General features: G+C 72.1%; 16 protein-coding genes. 9 read left to right on the forward strand and 7 right to left on the reverse strand.

Translation table 11 applies throughout. From position 1 onward, the window contains the following. Positions 1-237: 237 nt before the first annotated feature. Together H489_RS36090 and H489_RS36095 are read right to left on the reverse strand one after the other, a co-directional pair. A complete protein-coding gene (locus tag H489_RS36090; RefSeq protein ID WP_040420066.1) occupies positions 238-1,794 on the reverse strand; it encodes a DUF2142 domain-containing protein in 1,557 nt (518 codons plus the stop codon). A gap of 15 nt (positions 1,795-1,809) precedes the next feature. After that, complete coding sequence (locus H489_RS36095) at positions 1,810-2,298, reverse strand: GtrA family protein (protein WP_017888771.1); 489 nt, start codon at positions 2,296-2,298, stop codon at positions 1,810-1,812. A gap of 113 nt (positions 2,299-2,411) precedes the next feature. Here H489_RS36095 and H489_RS36100 point away from each other — a divergent pair, with 113 nt between their 5' ends. The 6 genes from H489_RS36100 (at position 2,412) to H489_RS36115 (ending at position 8,379) form a co-directional block, all read left to right on the forward strand. Continuing rightward, positions 2,412-3,548, forward strand: a complete 1,137-nt coding sequence (locus H489_RS36100) for a 5-(carboxyamino)imidazole ribonucleotide synthase (protein ID WP_017888772.1) — start codon at positions 2,412-2,414, stop codon at positions 3,546-3,548. 157 nt (positions 3,549-3,705) lie between these two features. Beyond that, complete coding sequence (locus H489_RS37160; protein WP_051067421.1) at positions 3,706-5,361, forward strand: glycoside hydrolase family 6 protein; 1,656 nt, start codon at positions 3,706-3,708, stop codon at positions 5,359-5,361. A 50-nt stretch (positions 5,362-5,411) separates the two neighbouring features. After that, the gene (locus H489_RS37165) at positions 5,412-6,512 is read left to right on the forward strand and encodes a glycosyltransferase (RefSeq protein WP_017888773.1); all 1,101 of its coding nucleotides are present in this window, start codon (positions 5,412-5,414) and stop codon (positions 6,510-6,512) included. Between the two features lie 54 nt (positions 6,513-6,566). Beyond that, complete coding sequence (gene purE / locus H489_RS36105) at positions 6,567-7,034, forward strand: 5-(carboxyamino)imidazole ribonucleotide mutase (RefSeq protein WP_081612388.1); 468 nt, start codon at positions 6,567-6,569, stop codon at positions 7,032-7,034. 65 nt (positions 7,035-7,099) lie between these two features. Beyond that, positions 7,100-7,372 (forward strand): hypothetical protein, encoded by a 273-nt coding sequence (locus H489_RS36110; protein WP_017888775.1) that lies wholly within the window; start codon positions 7,100-7,102, stop codon positions 7,370-7,372. 239 nt (positions 7,373-7,611) lie between these two features. Further along, positions 7,612-8,379 (forward strand): family 16 glycosylhydrolase, encoded by a 768-nt coding sequence (locus H489_RS36115; RefSeq protein ID WP_017888776.1) that lies wholly within the window; start codon positions 7,612-7,614, stop codon positions 8,377-8,379. Between the two features lie 13 nt (positions 8,380-8,392). On the opposite strand, the gene H489_RS36120 is transcribed toward H489_RS36115, so the two are convergent. The 5 genes from H489_RS36120 to H489_RS36140 form a co-directional block, all read right to left on the reverse strand. Beyond that, the gene (locus H489_RS36120; RefSeq protein ID WP_017888777.1) at positions 8,393-9,535 is read right to left on the reverse strand and encodes a glycosyltransferase family 4 protein; all 1,143 of its coding nucleotides are present in this window, start codon (positions 9,533-9,535) and stop codon (positions 8,393-8,395) included. Positions 9,536-9,738: 203 nt separating this feature from the next. Next, positions 9,739-10,590: a dTDP-4-dehydrorhamnose reductase gene (rfbD, locus tag H489_RS36125; RefSeq protein WP_017888778.1), complete on the reverse strand. Its 852-nt coding sequence runs from the start codon at positions 10,588-10,590 to the stop codon at positions 9,739-9,741. An 11-nt stretch (positions 10,591-10,601) separates the two neighbouring features. Then, the gene (gene rfbB, locus H489_RS36130; protein ID WP_017888779.1) at positions 10,602-11,588 is read right to left on the reverse strand and encodes a dTDP-glucose 4,6-dehydratase; all 987 of its coding nucleotides are present in this window, start codon (positions 11,586-11,588) and stop codon (positions 10,602-10,604) included. 90 nt (positions 11,589-11,678) lie between these two features. Next, a complete protein-coding gene (locus tag H489_RS36135; RefSeq protein WP_017888780.1) occupies positions 11,679-14,615 on the reverse strand; it encodes a hypothetical protein in 2,937 nt (978 codons plus the stop codon). Further along, positions 14,605-15,546 (reverse strand): glycosyltransferase family 2 protein, encoded by a 942-nt coding sequence (locus tag H489_RS36140; RefSeq protein ID WP_017888781.1) that lies wholly within the window; start codon positions 15,544-15,546, stop codon positions 14,605-14,607. The genes H489_RS36135 and H489_RS36140 overlap by 11 nt, the downstream gene beginning before the upstream one ends. An 85-nt stretch (positions 15,547-15,631) precedes the next feature. Here H489_RS36140 and H489_RS36145 point away from each other — a divergent pair, with 85 nt between their 5' ends. From H489_RS36145 to H489_RS36155, 3 genes are read left to right on the forward strand one after another with little or no spacing between them, the layout of a single operon-like run. Next, positions 15,632-16,240: a dTDP-4-dehydrorhamnose 3,5-epimerase family protein gene (locus H489_RS36145; protein WP_017888782.1), complete on the forward strand. Its 609-nt coding sequence runs from the start codon at positions 15,632-15,634 to the stop codon at positions 16,238-16,240. 10 nt (positions 16,241-16,250) lie between these two features. Beyond that, positions 16,251-17,114: a glucose-1-phosphate thymidylyltransferase RfbA gene (gene rfbA, locus H489_RS36150; protein ID WP_017888783.1), complete on the forward strand. Its 864-nt coding sequence runs from the start codon at positions 16,251-16,253 to the stop codon at positions 17,112-17,114. Between the two features lie 8 nt (positions 17,115-17,122). Then, complete coding sequence (locus tag H489_RS36155; protein ID WP_017888784.1) at positions 17,123-18,970, forward strand: glycosyltransferase; 1,848 nt, start codon at positions 17,123-17,125, stop codon at positions 18,968-18,970. The last annotated feature ends 9 nt before the right edge of the window (positions 18,971-18,979 follow it).

An 18,979-nucleotide genomic window follows, 5' to 3' on the forward strand; every position in this document is an offset into this window, starting at 1 on the left:
GACCCGACGTCTTCTGCACACCGGGCGGCCGTGGCGCGCCTGGCGACGGACGGGAGGCCCGTGCCAGCTGGCACCGGGCCTCCCGTCCGTCTCGCAGGGGCGTCCAACCCGCGCCGTGCGCCGTCCGCCGAGTGGTCACGAAGTGTCGCCTGGAGACGCTCCAGACGACGGTTCGCGACCCCTCGGGGCCGCGCCTGCGGCACGTCGTGCCCGCCCGGCGCTCCGCGGCCGGGCGTGTCAGCGGACGGGAACCGTCGTCGACAGGGCGCGACGGTCGGCGCGCGCGACCTGCACGACCGAGGCGACGAGGCCCACCGCGACCAGCGCCACGACGACCACGAGCACCGCGGGTGGCACCGGGCCGATCTCGGAGTAGCGCAGCAGCCCACGCCCCGTCACCGGGAACACCGCCGCGTTCCAGAACCAGGCGGACGCCACCGCGAAGCCGTACACGCCCACGGCGGGCAGCACGACGGCCAGCGCCAGCGCGACCCAGGCGCGTGCCCGGCCAGCCGGTACCAGCCGCCGCCACGCGAGCGCGCTCAGCACGATCAGGCAGACGATCGCGGGGAAGTAGTACCGGCCCTGGGTGGCGGCGACCTCGGTGGTGGTCAGGTACGAGTGCGCGCTCGTGCGGTTCTGGATGCCGATCAGGAGCGCCGGGAACACCGCGAGGCAGAGCGCCGTCCGCAGGTCCGGGCCGCGGCGGAACGCCCAGCCGACGAGCACCACGAGGGCGACCAGGGTGAGGACGGCGGTGAGCAGATCGCCGATCGTGACCTGTGCCCGGCCGCCGAAGCTGCCCCAGAACGTGCGGGCGAGGGTGCCCCAGCTGACGTCGAGGAAGTGCCCGAGCGTGGGGCTCTCACCCGGCGGGAAGTCCTTCGGGGGCCGCATGGCCGTGTAGCCGTTCGGCTGGATCCGCCCGTACGACACCAGGTTGTGCAGCCACCACCACGCGCCGACGCCGCCGGAGACCGCCATCGCGACGACCGAGCGCACGATCCGTTGCCGCAGGGACAGCACCCCGGCGCCGGCGAACAGCACCACCACCGCGACGAACGGCACCGCCGGCAACCCCGTGCCCTTGATCCAGACCAGGGCCCCGAGGACCGCAGCCAGTGCGATCGTGGTGCGCCAGCGGGTGTCCCCGGTGAGCAGACGCGTGGCGAGCCAGACGACGATCCCGGCGACGAGCAGGACGGGGGCGTCGTTGGAGAACGACGAGCCGATGGACGCGAGCTCGGGCGTCGCGAACACGGCGAGGGCGCCGATCAGCGCGGCGCGGGGGCTGCGGGTCACCCGGCGCACCGACGCCCAGGCGAGCAGCGGCAGCGCGGTCACGGCCAGCACGTCGGCCAGGCGGAGGGCGATGAACGCGTGGTCCCAGCGGAGCTCGCCGAAGTCGACGGCACGGAGCACGGCGGCTCCGGCCAGGTAGGCGGTCGGCGGGTGCTGGGTCATCTGGTTGACCGTCGCCGAGGGGCCGGGGGCGTTCTGCAGCAACTCGCCCACCGTCGACCACTCGTCGGACGGCTTCGTCGCCTGCTCGACCTTGGCGGCCTGCACGGCGTTGGTGACGAACAGCTCGCCGGGGGCCGCCCACGCGTCGCCGAGGGCGAGGTGCACCGAGGCGTCGATGTGCGCGGTCTCGTCGGGCGCTTCGAACACCGGGACGATCAACGCCCACGCCACGAGCCACAGCCCGAAGGTCGCCGTGATCACCGCGATCGCGACACGTTCCCAGCGCGCGGTGCGGGGTGGAGCAGGGGTGGTGGTCGTCTCGGCCGTCACCCCACCGATCCTAGGTCAGGCGTCGTGGGGGACCCGCGGCCCGTCGGACACCGACTCGTCGGCGGTGGCCGGCTGCGTGGCGGTGCGCTCGGGGTGGTAGACCCAGACCTTGTAGAGCCAGAACCGGAAGACCGTGCCGAGCACGAGCCCGACGATGTTCGCGACGTTGTCGGCGAGCACCGAGGTGAGCCCCATGGCGTAGTGCGAGACCCCGAGGCAGGCGAGGGCGATGACCATGCCGCCGAGCGAGACGACGACGAACTCGACACCCTCGCGGGTGGCCACGGCGCGACGCTGCTCACGGAACGTCCAGTACCGGTTGCCCATCCAGTTGACGAAGATCGCCACGACGGTGGAGATGACCTTCGCCCAGAACGGGCCCGAGTGGACGTCCTCGGGGTTCAGGACGGTGATGCGCAGCACGTTGAACACCGTGGTGTCCACGACGAAGCCGACGGCACCGACGACGCCGAAGCGTGCCAGCTGGGCGATGAGGCGCCGCACGAGCCCTCCAGGATCCGTAGAGTTGTGACCGGTCGTCCAGAGCACGACCCGAACAGCGATTGTAGACAACGCGTTCCCACCGCGCGGTGGGAGCGCCGGAAGGATCACACAGCATGGCGTTGCGCGTCGGGGTCATCGGTGGGGGACAGCTGGCACGGATGATGGTGCCGGCCGCGGTCGAACTGGGGATCGACATCCGGGTGCTCGCCGAGGGGCCGGGCATGTCGGCGAGCATCGCCGCCACCGCCGAGGGTGACTACCACGACGCCGCCACGGTGCTCGAGTTCGCCCGACAGGTCGACGTCGTCACCTTCGACCACGAACACGTGCCCCAGGACGTTCTGCGCACGCTGGTCGACGCGGGCGTGGCGGTCCACCCCGGCCCCGACGCGCTGGCCGTCGCGCAGGACAAGATCACGATGCGTCGCCGGCTGAGCGACCTCGGCCTGCCGGTGCCCGACTGGGCGGCCGTGCACGACCCCGACGAGCTCCGCGGGTTCCTGGCCGACCACGGTGGCCGAGCCGTCGTCAAGACCCCGCGGGGCGGGTACGACGGCAAGGGTGTCCGGGTCGTCTCCGACGCCGCCGAGGTCGACGACTGGTTCATCGCCGTGGCCGAGGCCGGCGGCGACCAGGCCCTCCTGGTCGAGGAGCTCGTCCCCTTCACCCGCGAACTCGCGCAGTCCGTGGCACGCCGCCCCTCCGGGCAGGTCGTCGCCTGGCCGCTCGTCGAGACCGTGCAGCGCGACGGCGTCTGCGCCGAGGTCATCGCTCCGGCCCCGGACAGCGCCGGCCGGATCGCCGACCTGACCGAGTCGATCGCCGTCCGCATCGCCGAGGAACTCGGGGTCACCGGTGTGCTCGCCGTCGAGCTGTTCCAGACCGACGACGAGCGCATCCTGATCAACGAGCTCGCGATGCGTCCGCACAACACCGGGCACTGGACCATCGACGGCGCCACCACGAGCCAGTTCGAGCAGCACCTGCGTGCCGTCCTCGACCTGCCGCTCGGTGCCACCGGCTCGTTCGCCCCGGCGTCCGTCATGGTCAACGTGCTCGGCGGACCCGCCGACGGCGACCTCGCCGCCCGGTACCCAGCCGCACTCCAGGCCTTCCCCGAGGCCAAGTACCACTTCTACGGCAAGGCGCCCCGGGCCGGGCGGAAGATCGGGCACGTCACGGTGCTCGGTGACGACGTCGACGACGTCGTCTACCGCGCTCGCGCGGCCGCTGCCCACTTCGACGACTGAGGTCGCGTCCTCGACGTGACCGGATGACGACACGGGACGCACTTGTCGGCCGGTCTGCGGACACCCCCTCGGGTGGCACCCGCTCGGGAGGCTGGTGGGGGACGGGAACGCGTGTTCTCCTGGAGCAGTCAGGGAACACACGTCCAGGGGAGTCTCCATGCGCCGCCGTCCGCGCCGTACCGCCGTCTGCGCCGCCGCAGTCGCCCTCGTCGCTGCCGTCGCCGGCCTGCTGCCGACCGCGACCGCGTCGGCAGCGACCTCGGCTTCCGCCATCCGCTCGGCGACGTCCGCGTCGCTCTACGGCGCCGGGCCGTACCGGTCGCCCACGAGCGAGGCGGCGAAGGCCCAGACCGCCCTCGCAGCCACCGATCCGGCCGGTGCCGCGGCGGCCGGGACCATCGCCCGCTACCCCGTCGCCACCTGGCTCGGCGACTGGACGCAGGGGACACAGCTGACCAAGACCATCAGCACCGCCCTGACCGGGGCCGAGCAGTCCGGCACCACCCCCGTGTTCGTGCTCTACGCGATCCCCGACCGTGACTGCGGCGGGTACTCGGCCGGCGGGTTCGACGAGCGTTCCTACGACGACTGGGTCGACCAGGTCACCGCGGCGCTCACCGGGCACCGTGCAGCCGTCGTCGTCGAACCGGACTCGCTCGCGATGCTCAGCAACGCCAAGTGCAGCACGGCGCTCGACGAGCAGCGCTACCGGATCCTCTCCCGCACCGTCGCCGGCCTGACCGCTGCCGGGGTCCCCGCGTACCTGGACGCCGGCAACTCGAACTGGGTGCAGCCCGCACTGATGGCATCGCGACTGAACAGCGCGGGGGTGCAGCAGGCCCGCGGCTTCTTCACGAACGTCGCGAACTACTACCCGACCGCCCAGGAGCAGGCGTACGCGCAGAAGGTGTCCGCCGCGACCGGGGGTTCCCACTACGTGATCGACACCTCGCGCAACGGGCAGGGCTGGCGCGGCACGTGGTGCAACGGACCCGGCGCCGGGCTCGGTACCTCGCCCCGGGTGGTGTCCGACGGCACGGCGCTCGACGCCCTGCTGTGGGTGAAGACCCCCGGTGCGAGCGACGGCACCTGCAACGGTGCCCCGGCCGCCGGCAAGTGGTTCTCGGCCTACGCACAGGCCCTCGTCGCGAACGCCCGCCTGGGGGCACCCGCTGCCGACATGACACCCCGTGGGTCGCTCGAGGCCGTCGCCGGCACCGGCGGCGGCGTCCGCGTGTCCGGGTGGGCCTACGACGAGGACGACCCCACGCAGCCCGTGCGGGTCCGTGCCACCGTGGACGGGGCCGCGGCCGGCGTCGCCACCGCCGGGCTCGACCGTCCCGACGTCGACGCCCGTGCCGGTGTCGGCGCGACCCACGGTTTCGACGTCGTGCTGCCCACCGCGGCCGGCGCTCGCCGTGTCTGCGTCACCGCGGTGAACATCGGCGCCGGATCGGACACCGCGCTCGGCTGCTCGACCGTCCGCGCCTACCGGCACGACCCCTACGCCGGGCTCGAGTCCGCCACGGCCGTGGCCCGCGGCATCGCCGTGCGCGGCTGGGCGTTCGACGGCGACGCGGTGACCGCGGCGACCCGGGTGGCGATCACGGTCGACGGCAGACGGGTGACGTCACTGGACGCCGGCCGGAAGCGTGCCGACGTGGACGCGACCTGGGGCTCCGGCCGTTCGCACGGCTTCGCGGGCACGGTCCGGGTGGCGGCCGGCAAGCACACGGTCTGCGCGGTCGCGCACAACACCGGGACCGGAGCGGACCGCACGGCGTCAACGTGCCGGACGGTGCGGGTGCGCTGAGGCGGCGCTCGGCGTCCGGTGCGAGGTTCCGGGTGCGAGAGGATGGACGCATGCCGCGTGATCTCGTCCGCCGGGTCGCCCGACGCCTGCGCCGTGTGCTCGTCGGGGCCCCACCGCAGCCGGTGCCCCTGCCCGTGCTCGGGTACGTCGTCGCCGGCGGTGGGGGCGCGCACCCGGCCTCGGCACACGTCCGTGTCGTCCGGCGCACCGAGCACCTGGCGTCGAGCGGCACCGCCGAGGCCCGTCAGGTGGACCCGGCCGCGTTCGTCGACGGCTCCGACACGACGCCGTACGCCGCACTCCTGGTGCAGCGTGACATCCTGCCGCGTGACGACGTGCAGCCCTTCCTGGCGGCCGCCGCGGCCCGGGGGATCCGCGTCGTGGCCGAGGTCGACGACGACTTCTTCACCGATTCCGGGCGCGAACGACTGGCCCGTGCCGAGTACGACCCCGACCGGCTCGCCTCGATCGACGCCCTGGTGCGGGGTGCCGACACCGTCGTCGTGAGCACGCCCGAACTCGCCGACGTCGTCCGTCCGGTCGCGCGGGACGTCGTCGTCGTGCCGAACGCCCTCGACCCGGAGATCTGGACCGCCGGCCCGACGGACGACGATGACGACGAGCGCCCCGAGGGGGAGCACCGGGTGCTGTACATGGGCACGCTCACCCACGCCGCCGACCTCGAACTGCTCCGTGACGTCTTCGCCGACCTCGCCACTGCGGACGGCACCCCGGTCCGGCTCGAGGTCATAGGCGTGACGGACGAGGGCGGCGCGGACTGGTTCCGCCGGGTCGTCGTCCCCGACGGGCACTACCCGGCCTTCTCCCGCTGGCTCGTGGCGCACCGGGAGCGCTGGCGAGCGGGTGTCGCACCCCTGCGCGACGAGGAGTTCAACCGCGCGAAGAGCGACCTGAAGTTCCTGGAGTACACCGCGCTCGGACTGCCCGCCGTGGTCTCGGACCGGCCGTCGTACGCGGTGGCACGGGCGCACGGCGCCGTGGCCGTCCCGGATGACGTCGGAGCGTGGCGGGACGCCGTGCGGACCGCTGTCGAACGTGGCCGACCGGACGAGCGCGCTGCGCGCTGGGTCGCCGAGGACCGCACGATCGGCCACGACGGCGACACCTGGCGGCGGGTCCTGCTCGGCTAGGCTCGTCGCGTGACCGACACCGCCGCACCCGCACAGCCGCTCGTCTCGATCATCATGGGGTCGGACTCCGACTGGCCGACCATGCGGGCCGCGGCGGAGATCCTCTCCGAACTCGGCATCCCGTTCGAGGCGGACGTCGTGTCGGCGCACCGCACCCCGGACAAGATGACCCGCTTCGCCCGCGCCGCCGCCGAGCGCGGCATCCGGGTCGTCATCGCCGGGGCCGGCGGCGCAGCACACCTGCCCGGCATGGTGGCCTCGATGACCACGCTGCCGGTGATCGGCGTCCCGGTGCAGCTCGCGCGCCTGGACGGCCTCGACTCGCTGCTCTCGATCGTGCAGATGCCGGCGGGCATCCCGGTGGCGACGATGGCGATCAACGGTGCCGCCAATGCCGGTCTGTTGGCGGCGCGCATCATCGGTTCCTCGGAGCCGGCCGTCGCCGCTCGGCTGACGGAGTACGCCGACGGGCTCGAGCGCCTGGTCGAGGAGAAGGCTGCGCGCCTCCGCGACGCACTCTGACGGGCAGGGCGGCGCGGGGCAGGGCGGGGCCGCGATCGGGTCCAGGGCCGCGCTACGGTAGCGGGATGCGCCGCGCCGTCCCCGTCCTCGTCCTCGCCGTGATCGCCGTGGTCGCCGCGGTGGTCTGCGGGTTCGCCCTGCACGCCGCCGGTCCGTTGAACCCGGTGTCCGGCTGGTTCGGCCCTGCTGAACGGGGCTTCGTCTCGACGAAGTCGCAGTACGACTCCATGCTCACCTCGGTGCACGTCGCCGAGGTCGCGGCCGTGGTCGTCGTCGTCGCGGTGCTGGCAGCCGTCGTGGTCGCGCTCGTCATGCGTCGTCGTCGCGCCCGGCCCTGATCGGACGGCGCAGACGACGACCCCTGCTCGAGTCGACGGGGCTCCCGGTCGCGCCACGCGCTCTGACCAGGACTCCCAGCCGACGGTTCGGTCATCGTGCAAGGCCCGCGCACTGGGGGTACGCAGCTGTGTCAACCCCCGGACGCACATCGTGGACAGCAACTACCGTGAACGCCGGGCAGCCGAGATCCGGTCGCCCGGCACCCACACCGAACGGGTGCGAACCGTCACGTCAGGGAGTGACCGAGCCCATGCAGGAACGCGCCACCAGGAGAGCCGCACTCGCCGTCGTGCTCCTCGGAGCAGCACTCGTCGCCGGCCCGCTCGGCCAGGGGACCGCAGCGACCGCCAGCTCGGCACCGCTCGGCGACGTCGGGAAGTTCAAGCAGACCTTCCGCGAGCAGTTCAGCACCCCGGCCAGCGCCAAGGGGGCCTTCGCGAAGCAGTACGCGAGGTCGTGGCAGCCGTACCCGGACGGCACCGGCGGCATGTACTACTCGGGGTCGCAGATCAGCTCGCACCACGGGTACATGGACGTCAAGCTCGACGGCAAGCACGGCGCCGCCGGCACCTTCGGCACGCCGACGGGCGCCTGGGGCCACAAGGGCGGGAAGTTCATCGTCCGCGCCAAGGCGACCGGTGGTGCCGGCAACGGCGCGGCCTTCATGCTCTGGCCGTCGTCCGACCGCTGGGCCGACGGGGAGATCGACTACCCCGAAGCCAACTTCGACCAGCAGCCGATGCTGCACCACCACTCGATGATCGCGGGACAGGAGGCGAACGCGGTGAGCGTGGGCACCGGTGTCTCCTGGCGGTCGTGGCACACGTACTCGATCGAGTGGATCCCCGGGAAGTCCGTCCGCTACCGCCTCGACGGCAAGGTGATCAAGACGGTCACCAGCCATGTGCCGAAGACGGCGCACCGGTACATGTTCCAGGTCGGCGACTGGGGCGACGCGGGGCACCTGTACATCGACTGGGTCAGCACCTACACGTACAAGGGCTGACGCGGTCCGACCGTCAGAGGTCGGCGTGCAGCTGCCAGGTCTCCGCCGCGGAGTCCGACCAGTCGTACATGCGTGCGCGGTCCGGACCCGCCACCGCCAGTCGGCTGGCCAGGTTCGGGTCGTGCACGACCTGGTAGACCGCCTGGGCGAGTCGTGCCGGGTAGGACTCCCGCGGCGACCGGGCGACGGTGACCCCGGCGTCCGAGGCGACCTCGGCCACGGCGGGGTCGTCGGAGTGGATCACCGGGGTACCGAAGCTCATCGCCTCGATCACGGGCAGGCCGAACCCCTCGGCGAGGCTCGGGAACACGAACACCGTCGCGCGGTCGTAGACCACCGCGAGGTCTGCGTCGTCGATGCGGCCGAGGACCTTCACCCGGTCGCGTGACAGGCCCGCACGCTCCGCGGTGCCGTACACGTCGACGTCTCCCCAGCCGTCCGGGCCCGAGATGACGAGGGGGATGTCGGCCGGAGCGTCCGGGTGGGCCATCGCCTCGATCAGGGAGGCCAGGGCCTTGCGGGGCTCGAGCGTGCCGACCGCGAGCACGTAGCGGTCGGGCAGGCCGAGACGTTCCGCGCGCAGGTCGGCGTCGACGGGCAGCCGGAGGCGTCCGCTCGGGGCGCCGCCGATGACGCGGAGCCGGTCGTCGAAGCGGTGGATCTCGTTCAGGGCCCCCGCGACGGCGTGGGTCGGCACCACGACGGCGTCGGCGTGCTTCCACGCTCGCTTCACCATCGCCTTGTGGAAGTGGACGCCGCGCGGCGTCAGGGTCTCGGGGTTGGTCCACGGCACGACGTCGTGCACGGTGACCACGGTCTGCCGACCCGGGTCCTGGAAACGGTCGTGCTTGACCAGTGGTGCGAGCACGCTCGGCGCGTGCACCATGCCCTTCGCAATGCCGCCGACGAACCCGCCCTGCCAGGCGAGCGACAGCTCGCGCCGCGGCAGCGGGAGCCGCTGCAGGTCGGACAGCCCCGGCAGGAGCGTCCGCAGGTGCGCCATCTCGTCGGACCCGACGGCGGAGACCACGCCCGCGACCTCGCACCCGCTCGGCGCGTGCTCGACGAGGTGCCGCGCCAGTTCCTCGGCGTAGCGCCCGATGCCGCCCGGCACGGGAGCGACGATCTGGTCGACGATGACGTGGAGGGTGGTCATGGTGCTGTGCTCCTCGTCGTGGTTCGTGGACCGGTGGTCCGTGGACCCTGGTCAGGGGCCGAGAGCCGGCCCCGCGCTCGGCTGCCCGACACTACCAGGGTGGTCCCGGCGCCCCCTGGGCGCGGTCGGTGGGCGGTCTGGAGGCGCGGGTCGGGTTCCCGACGTACCGGGACCGACCCGCGCCTCCTGGCCGAGAGCCGCGCCTACGCGGTCAGCGCACCCGCCGCGACGGCGGCGTGCAGCGCCTCGCGCCAGTCGCGCATCGGCGCGAGGCCGGCGCGCGACCAGCCGTCGTGGCCGAGCACGCTGTACGCCGGACGCGGTGCCGGACGGACGAACGCCGCACTGTCCGTGGGCAGGACGCGCTCCGGGTCGAGCCCGAGCTCGCGGTAGATGGCCTGCGTGAAGTCGAACCAGGACCCCTGGCCCGCGTTCGTGCCGTGGTAGATGCCGGCCGGGGCGTCCCCGTCGACGAGTTCGACGATCCGGGCGGCGAGGTCGCCGGTCCACGTCGGCTGGCCGACCTGGTCGGTGACGACGCTGACGGTGTCGTGCGAGCCGGCGAGCCGGAGCATCGTCGCGGCGAAGTTCGGCCCGTGTGCGCCGTAGATCCACGCGGTGCGGACGACGTACGAGGTGTCCGGGGCGATCGCGCGCACCAAGGCCTCGCCGGCGGCCTTCGTGCGGCCGTAGGCGTTGATCGGGTCGGTCGGGGCGTCCTCGGCGTAGGGCGCCGTGCCGTTGCCGTCGAACACGTAGTCGGTCGACACGGTGACGAGCTTCGCGCCGTGGCGGACGGCGGCCTCGGCGAGGAGCTTCGGCCCGGTCGCGTTCACCGCGTGGGCGTCGTCCTCGTGGTCTTCCGCGTCGTCGACCTTGGTGTACGCGGCCGAGTTGACCACGACGTCGTGCCCGGCCACGGCGGCGTCCACCGCGGCCGGGTCGGTGATGTCGAGGTCGGCCCGCGACAGCGCGGTGACGTCGCGGCCCGCGAGCGCGGCCTGGAGGTCCTGGCCGAGCATGCCGGCCGCTCCGGTGATGAGGTACCTGGTCACGGTGTGCCGGTTCAGCTCAGGGCCGCACGCTGCTTGAGCGGCTCCCACCAGGCGCGGTTCTCGCGGTACCACTGCACGACGTCGGTCAGGCCCTGCTCGAACGGGACCTGCGGCTCGTAGCCGAGCTCGGCCTGGATCTTCGAGATGTCGACCGAGTAGCGCAGGTCGTGCCCGAGTCGGTCGGCGACGCGGTCGACGTACGACCAGTCCTTGCCGGTGGCGTCGAGGAGCAGCTGCGTGAGCTCCTTGTTGGTCAGCTCGGTGCCGCCGCCGATGTTGTAGATCTCGCCGGCGCGGCCGCGGGTCAGGACCATCGCGATGCCGCGGGTGTGGTCGTCGACGTGCAGCCAGTCGCGGATGTTGTTGCCCTCGCCGTACAGCGGGACGTGCACGTCGTCGATCAGGTTGGTGACGAACAGCGGGATGACCTTCTCGGGGAAGTGGTACGGGCCGTAGTTGTTCGAGCAGCGCGTGATCGAGAGGTTCAGCCCGTGCGTGCGGTGGTAGCTGCGGGCGAGCAGGTCGCTGCCGGCCTTCGACGCCGAGTACGGCGAGTTCGGCTCGAGCGGGCGTTCCTCGTCCCACGAACCCTCGCTGATGGAGCCGTAGACCTCGTCGGTGGAGACGTGCACGAAGCGCTCGGTGCCGTGGCGGAGTGCCGCGTCGAGCAGACGCTGGGTGCCGACGACGTTGGTCTCGACGAAGATGCCGGAGTCGCGGACCGAGCGGTCGACGTGGGACTCGGCGGCGAAGTGCACGATCGCGTCGACGGTCGGGACGACCTCGTCGAGCTTCGCGGCGTCGCGGATGTCACCGTGGACGAAGGTGTAGCGGGGGGAGTCGGCGACCGGAGCGAGGTTCGCTTCGTTGCCGGAGTAGGTCAGCGCGTCGTAGACCACGACCTCGGCGCCCTCGAGGCCGGGGTACGCGTCCTCCAGCGTGCGGCGGACGAAGTTCGAGCCGATGAAGCCGGCTCCTCCGGTGACGAGGATCTTCACGAGGTCTCTTCCTTTGCGTTGTCGACGGGGACGCGGATGGCGGCACCGGCGGGGTCGTCGGATCGAAAGCCGATTGTACGGGGCCGAGGCTCAGTCGGCCGTGGGGGCACGTCGACGTCGACGACGGCCGACGACGAGCACGGTCACGGTCGTGAGCACGGCGATCCCGACGGTCCCGCCCGTGACGAGCCACCCGGCGGTGAGCCCGGGCACCGAGTAGGACAGCCGGACGGTGTGCGAGCCCCGCGGGACCCAGACCGCGCCACCGGCGTTGTCCGCGGCGACGAGGTCGGTCGGCTCGCCGTCCACCGTGGCGTGCCAGCCCGGACGCCGGAGCGAATCCGCGACCACGAGCCAGCCGCCACCGGTCGCGTCGACGTCGGCGACGGTCTCGCTCGGGGCACTCGGCCGCAGCCGGACCACGGCGTCACCCGTCCGGTCGGCCCGGTGGCCGGTGGAGGTGCTGAGGACGACGGTGTCGTCGGAGAGCGCGTGCCCGGCGAGTGCCGCGAGCCGGTTGTCCGTCGACGCGAGCACCCGTTGGTCGGACGCCCACCGCACCCGGTCGAGCGCCGAGCTGCGCTGGTAGATCGTGGCGTCGCCGGTGTGCACGACCGACACGCCCTGGCCGGCGACGGGCCGGACGGTGTCCAGGACGGCCTTCCCGCCGGTGCCCGTGCCGATCGCGACCGGCTGCGACTGCCCGGTGACGGTGATCTCGGCGTGCCACTGCACACGCGACGGGATGCTCGACCCCGCGACGGCGACGTTGCGGGGGCCGCCGAGGGCGGGCACCCAGCTCTCGGTCTCGGCGAGGGTCTTCCCGGTGCCGTCCGCGACGATCGCGACGGTGAGGGTCATGCCCCGAGCCGACGTCGTGAGCTGCGGCGGGCCGGTGAGGGTCACACCGTTCACGGGGCCGGAGTTGCTCGGCCCGTCGACGGACGGTCGCCTCGTCGTCAGGTCGGTCCACCCCGTACGGCGGGCGCCGGCCTCGGGGGTCCCGGCGATCGGGGCGGAGGGGTCGGCGACGACGTACTTCGTGGCGACGCGGTCGAGGACGGCGGAGTCGACCAAGTGGGTCATCTCGTCGGGCGCGAACGTCAGGTACGTGGCCGTCGGGTACGTCGTCGGGTCGACGGTCCGCATGAGCTGCTTCCACTCCCGCGTCTGGAACGCGTGCCCGGTGGTCGAGCGGATGCCGTAGTACGAGGCCGACCCGGGCAACGTGGCGGTGCCGGCGGTGGCGAAGCGGTCCTGGGCGGACACGTGCTCCTGCAGGTAGTCGATCGCCGGCGACGACGGGTAGAACGTCGAGTTCGGCGCGATGGGCCACCAGCGGACCGTCGCGGCGACGGCGGGCACGCAGACCGCAGCGACGATGCCCATCGCGGCGGCGATCCGGAGCGCACGGATCCGCACGAGCCACGGAACGAGGACGAGGACGGCCGTCCCGGCGCCGACGACCCCGGTGACGAGGACGAGGAGCTTGGTCCGGTGCAGCACGTCGGCCGGCACCGTGTCGAGCGCCAGCGCCGTCTGCAGCCCGACCGACGCGGTGAACAGCACGACGAGGACGACCGTCGCGATCCGGCCCGCGCGCCGGAGCGGCGTGGCACGGCGGAACCGTGCGAGTTCGTCGCGCAGCGTCTCGGGCTCGACGACGCGTCCGAACCCGATGCCGGCGAGCACCGCGGCGAAGAAGCCCACGACGACACGCGCTCGACCGATCGGACTCGAGTCGAACACCGGGAGTTCCCGGACCGCGGCCAGGAGCGGGCCGCCGAGGAACACCAGCACGACGCTGAACGCCAGCAGCGACGCGACGATCGGCACGACACCGCGCTGCCGACGCCGGACCAGCGCGGCGTCGGCGTCGCGCGCCGGTGCGGTGGTGGGCGCTGCGTCGACGGCGGGCGCTGCTCCGCCGGCGGACGCTGCGTCGCGTCGACCCGGGCGGATCAGGACGGCGGCGGCGATGAGCACCACCGCGGCGATGCCGATGTACGAGTACTCCTCGACCGGGTTGCGGAGGCCCCACGCGCGGCCGGTGCTCGCCAGCGACGTGATGTCCGGGATCCAGGAACTCACCAGGGGCGCGGACCCGATGCCGGCACCGCCGCGCTGACCGCGACCGCCGAAGTCGACGACGTTCGCGGCGCTGATCGCGAACGGCACGAGTTGCCAGGCGGCGAGCAGGACACCGAGGACGATCCCGCCGAGGGCCATCCCCGCACTGACGAGCACCTGGCGGAGTGCGCGGTGGGCCACGATCGTGCGGGCCAGGAAGAAGAGGCCACCGACGAAGAGCCCGTAGCCGACGATCGCCGGGAAGCCCCCGAGCAGCATCGCGGTGACGACGAGGCCGACGCTGAACAGGTCGCGTGCACGGAGCTCGACGGCGGCCCGGTCGATGGCCCAGAACAGCAGCGGCAGGAAGGCGGCCACCCGGGTCTGCGGCCAGTTCGACCACGCGACCATGAAGCCGGACGACGCGAAGACGAGCGAGGCGATCGGCCACGCGGCCCGCGGGACGCCCCACCGACGCAGCAGCAGGGACATGCCGGCCGTGATCGCGACGATCTCGAGGAGTTTCACCGCGCCGGCCGCGGCCGAGAACGGCAGGATCCACCAGGGGAGCGACAGCGGGGACCACGCCCCGGAGTTCGGCACGCCGCCGAGTTCGACGCCCCCGGCGACGTACGGGTTCCATGACCCGAACACGCCTTCGTGCGCGAGCTTGACCAGGAGCGTCGTCTGGGGTGTGACGCTGTCGAGGGTGTCACTGCTCAGGATGTTCGTCGAGTTCCGCAGGGTCTCGAGCGACTCACCCCACGGGGTGTACCGGCTGAGCATGCCGGTGTTCAGGAACGTGCCCTGACCGATCAGCGCGGGCCCGATGGTGCAGGCGATGAACGCCACGAGCGCGGCCCAGGCGACGATCTCGACCCAGGACGAAGGGCGACGGAGCCAGAGCGCGAACCGCGTTCGGCCCTTCAGCATCGCCGACGCCGGGTCAGTCGCCATACCGCTGCAGTTTCTGCAGGTCGAGCTGCTCCTCGGCCAGCGTGCGGTTCAGGCGGGTGAGGTCGGCCACGACGCCGATGACGATCGACAGGAGCGCGGTGATGAGCAGGACGACACCGAGGATGATCGACTGCAGGTGGTTGCCGCCGGTGTGCATCGCCAGGAGCACCAGGTACCGGATGAGCGGCCAGAGTCCGAGTGCTCCGAGCACCGCCGCGACCCAGAGGAACAGCGCCATCGGCCGGTACATCAGGTAGACGCGGGCGATCGCCGAGCCGGACTCGAACATGTGCTGGAAGATGTTGTTGAAGAGCCGCGACTCGCGGGTCTTCGGGTTCGTCGTGATCGGCACCGACGCGATCGCCAGGCGCTTGTACCCGGCCTGCACGATGGTCTCCATGCAGTAGCTGAAGCGCGTCACGATGTTCAGGCGGATGAGCGAGTACTTCGAGTACGCGCGGAACCCGCTCGCCGCGTCGGGCAGGTCGAGCCCGGCCGCACGGCTCGCGACCCACGAGCCGAAGCGCTGCATGGCCTTCTTGAAGCCGGAGAAGTGCTCGATGGTGCGCGTCTGCCGGTCGCCGATGACGATCTCGGCTTCCTTCCGCAGGATCGGCTGCACGAGTTCGGCGATCTGTGCCTGCGGGTACTGGTTGTCCCCGTCGGTGTTCACGACGATGTCGGCACCGTGGAGCAGCGCGTAGTCGACGCCGTCACGGAACGAGCGGGCGAGGCCCATGTTCGTGGTGTGGTGCACGAAGTGCTTGACGCCGTGCTCCTTGGCGACCTCGACGGTGCGGTCGGTGCTGCCGTCGTTGATCACCAGGATCTCGATCTCGTCGATGCCGTCGATCTCCCGTGGGATGGAGTCGATGACGCTGGCGAGGGTGTTCTCCTCGTTGAGGCAGGGGATCTGGACGAATAGCTTCACGGGCTCGCTTGGTCTCGTTTCGGGAGTCGGCAATGCGCAGAACCATGACAGCCTATGCGAACTCACGGCTTGCTAGGCTTCCACGGTGCAGATCCGCGAACTGAAGATCCCTGGCGCGTGGGAGTTCACGCCCGTCCAGCACGGCGACGCACGAGGAGCATTCCTCGAGGCGTACCGCGCCGACGTCCTCGAGGAGACCGTCGGTCACCCGCTCGACCTCCGCCAGGTGAACATGTCGATCTCCGCGGCCGGTGTCGCCCGCGGCATCCACTACGCCCTCGTCGCACCGAGCCAGGCGAAGTACGTCACCGCCGTGCGCGGGGCGTTCATCGACTACATCGTCGACATCCGCGTCGGGTCCCCGACGTTCGGCCAGTGGGACTCGGTCCGCATCGACGACGTCGACCGCAAGGCCGTCTACCTGTCCGAGGGGCTCGGCCACGCGATCGTCGCGCTCGAGGACCAGTCGACGGTGAACTACCTGGTCAGCGCGCACTACGACCCCGAGCGCGAGAAGGGGATCACCATCCTCGACCCGACGGTCGGGCTCGACCTGCCCGAGGGTCTCGGCGAGCTGGTGCTGTCCGAGAAGGACACCAGCGCCCCCACCCTCGAAGAAGCCGCGGCCCAGGGGCTGCTGCCGACGTACGAGGAGTGCGTCGCGTACACCGAATCGCTCCGGACGAAGAAGTAAGGGGAAAGCGATGAAGGGCATCATCCTCGCCGGCGGTTCCGGCACGCGCCTCTGGCCGATCACCAAGGGCATCAGCAAGCAGCTCATGCCGATCTACGACAAGCCGATGGTCTACTACCCGCTGTCGACCCTGATGATGGCGGGCATCCGACAGGTGCTGGTCATCACGACCCCGGAGTACAACGACCAGTTCCGGGCCCTGCTCGGCGACGGCTCGGCGTTCGGCATGGAGATCGAGTACGCCGTCCAGCCGTCCCCGGACGGTCTCGCCCAGGCCTTCGTCATCGGTGAGGAGTTCATCGGCGACGACAGCGTCGCGCTCGTCCTCGGCGACAACATCTTCCACGGCACCGGCCTCGGCACGAACCTGCGGAAGAACACCGAGGTCGACGGCGCGACGATCTTCGCGTACCACGTGGCCGACCCGAAGGCGTACGGCGTCGTGGAGTTCGACGACGACTTCACCGCCGTCTCCATCGAGGAGAAGCCGGCCGAGCCGAAGTCGAACTACGCCGTCCCCGGCCTGTACTTCTACGACAACAAGGTCATCGAGATCGCCAAGACCATCGAGCCGAGCGCCCGCGGGGAACTCGAGATCTCGACGGTCAACGAGCGCTACCTCGAGGCCGGTGAGCTCGGCGTCCAGGTCCTCGACCGCGGCACGGCGTGGCTCGACACCGGAACGTTCGAGTCGATGATGCAGGCGTCGGAGTACGTGAAGGTCATCGAGGACCGTCAGGGCTTCAAGATCGGGTGCATCGAGGAGATCGCCTGGCGCAACGGCTGGATCGACGACGCGCAGCTCGCCGAGCTCGCCGCGCCGCTGGTCAAGGGCGGCTACGGCGTCTACCTCCAGCGACTCCTCGGCGTCTAGCACCGCCCGTGGCCTCCGGTTCCGGGTGGTTCGGTCGCCGTCGTCGCGACGCGACGGCTGCCGACCACCCCGACCGGGAGGCCCGTCCCGCGCCCGCGACGACGGCTGAGGTCGTCCGCGTGGCCGGGTTCCCGGACCCGCTGCCGCGGCTGGACCACGACGTCACGGTGCTCGTGACGACCCGCTCGGACCGGCACGCCGAGGTCGCCCGGCTGGTGTCGGTCGCCCACGATGCCTTCGGTCGTGGCGCTGACGTCCGGGCCGTGAGCTACGTCGCCGATGCGTCGCCGGTCGACCCGTTCGGGCGTCGCCTGCCGTGGGTGCGGACCGTGCCCGTGGACGGCATGGGGTCCGCGATCAACGCCGGCCTCGCCGCCGGGGTCGGACGGGTCCTCCTGCTGGTCGACACCTCGGTGACGATCGATGCCGGCGGTCTCCTGGCACTCGCCGAGACCGGAGTCCACCGCCTGGTGCAGGCCTCGGTGCGCACGGCGGACGGTTCGGCGAGGAACGGTGCACTGCTCATCCGTCCCGGCGCACTCCCGTGGTCGGACGACCGTCCGTTCGGCACGGGGGACTCGGTGTTCGGTGCCGATCAGCCCGTGCTCGCTGTGCCCCGGGCCGCGATCGTCCCTGTGCCCGTGCTCACGGACGAGCCGACGACGCTCGTCGGGTGGACGCACGCGTGCGCTGTGCGCCAGCGACCGCAGTCGGGTCCCACGATCCTGGTGGAGGACGTCGGTGAGACCGTCCGACTCACTGAACCCGGGCGGACGATCGACGCCGCCACCGTGGACGCGTTCTCGGCCTGGCGGGACGCGAGACGGGACTCGGTCGACGGCCGGGGTGCTGCAGTCTCCGCCGGGCCGCCGTTGCCACCGTGGGGAGCGCGCCCGGTGACCCCGGTCCGTCAGACGCCTCGTCGCGCCAGCGATACGCTCGCCTGGTCGCTGAAGATCGCCGCGCCTGCCGGGCCGGAGGGCGACGGGTGGGGCGACGTGCACTTCGCCGCCGAGCTGGCCGGTGCCCTCGAACGCCTCGGGCAGCGCGTCCGGATCGACCGGCGGGACGCCCACGTGCGCGACGACGATGCCGACGACGACGTGACGCTGGTGATCCGCGGGCTGGATCGGGTGCCGCCGAACCCCGCCTCGGTGAACCTGCTCTGGGTGATCAGCCACCCTGATGACGTCGCCGACACCGAGCTGCGGTCGTTCGACGTCGCCTTCGCGGCCGGTCCGGTGTGGGCGGCTGCCGCGGCCGATCGTTCGGGCGTGCCGGTCCGGACGCTGCTGCAGGCGACCGACCCCGCGGTGTTCCACCCGGGCTCGCGGGCGGCGACGAGCCCCGATGCCGACCGCGTGGTGTTCGTCGGCTCGACCCGCGGCGCCGCACGCCCCATCGTGTCCGACGCGGTCGGGCTCGGTGCCGACCTGCGCGTGCACGGTCCGGGGTGGGACGAGGTCGTCCCCGCGGAGTCGCTCGGCGAATCGTCGCTGACCCGGCCCGAGGTCGCGGCGGCCTACGCCTCGGCGCGTGTGGTGCTCAACGACCACTGGCCGGACATGGCCGCCGGGGGCTTCGTGTCGAACCGGGTGTTCGACGTGCTGGCGTCCGGGGGAGTCGTCGTCACCGACGAGGTCGCCGGGCTGTCCGACGTGCTCGACGTGCCGACGCTCGCGGTCGCGCGCTCCCGCGACGAACTCGCCGCGCTGCTGGACCCGTCGTACGCCTGGCCGACTGCTGCCGAGCGGGCCGTCGTGGCCGAGTACATCGCCGCCGAGCACTCCTTCGACGCCCGTGCCGCCGTCCTGCTCGAGGCAGCTCGAACCGAACGCACCCGCCTCCGCTCCTGACCCGACTCC

The organism is Curtobacterium flaccumfaciens UCD-AKU (assembly GCF_000349565.1).
GTDB classification, from domain to species: domain Bacteria; phylum Actinomycetota; class Actinomycetes; order Actinomycetales; family Microbacteriaceae; genus Curtobacterium; species Curtobacterium poinsettiae.